1 protein-coding gene is annotated in these 784 nt (G+C 61.1%); it reads left to right on the plus strand.

Annotated elements, in window-relative coordinates; all coding sequences use genetic code 11:
• The first annotated feature begins 257 nt into the window (after window positions 1–257).
• Window positions 258–515, plus strand: coding sequence for a sigma factor-like helix-turn-helix DNA-binding protein (locus D471_RS0132320; RefSeq protein ID WP_017602437.1), 258 nt, complete (start codon window positions 258–260; stop codon window positions 513–515).
• The last annotated feature ends 269 nt before the right edge of the window (window positions 516–784 follow it).

The raw sequence follows: 784 nt of genomic DNA on the forward strand, positions 1-784 counted from the left end.
GGTTCTGGTGGAACGTCTTCCAGTAGGCCATGATCTGGAAGGCGATTCCGATGGTTGTTCCGATCACTCCGATGATCGAAACGATGAGCATCCATTCCAGGAGTTCCATGGGGTGTTTCCTCTCTGTCGTCGGTGATTCTGACGATTGGCTGGGTTATCACCCCTCTCTGTTCTGTTGTATCTAAATAATACAGGGCTCTTTAAAGTTGACGCAAGGGCTCTGGACAACTTTTTTCTTCGATGCTAAAGTCGCTGGTATGGACATCAACGACATGCTTGCCAGAGTGCGTCAGCTGCCCGACGAACTGACCACGGTGTCCGACCCGCTCACCCGCGCGCGTCTGGTCGGGGACGTCCTCACCACGTTCGCCGAGACTGAGCGTGCGCTCAAAGAGGTACGGCGCCCCGCCGTTGTTGCTCTGCGAGAGCAGGGAATGACCATGCGCGAGATCGGTGAAGAGCTCGGGGTGAGCGCCTCCCGGGTGGACCAGATCTCCCGGGGTATCAGCGGCTAGACGGGATACAAGGAACGCCCCTGCTCCCGTCTGGGGGAGCGGGGGCTCTTCTGTGCCCAGCGTGTCCCGCGGGTGTTGGCGATACTGCGTCCGCGCGTCCTGGACCGTGCGCGCCCGTGTGCGTCGGAGAACATGGTTACTCCCACCGTTCGAGGGACGCGCGCGGTTGCCGGGAGCCTCCCGAACGCGTCCCGTAGTCGTTCTGAACTGGCCGGATGATGCCCCACGGGACCCGCTGGCGATGGGTGGCCACCACGCAAGTTGACGAC

Source organism: Nocardiopsis lucentensis DSM 44048 (assembly GCF_000341125.1).
Lineage (GTDB): Bacteria > Actinomycetota > Actinomycetes > Streptosporangiales > Streptosporangiaceae > Nocardiopsis > Nocardiopsis lucentensis.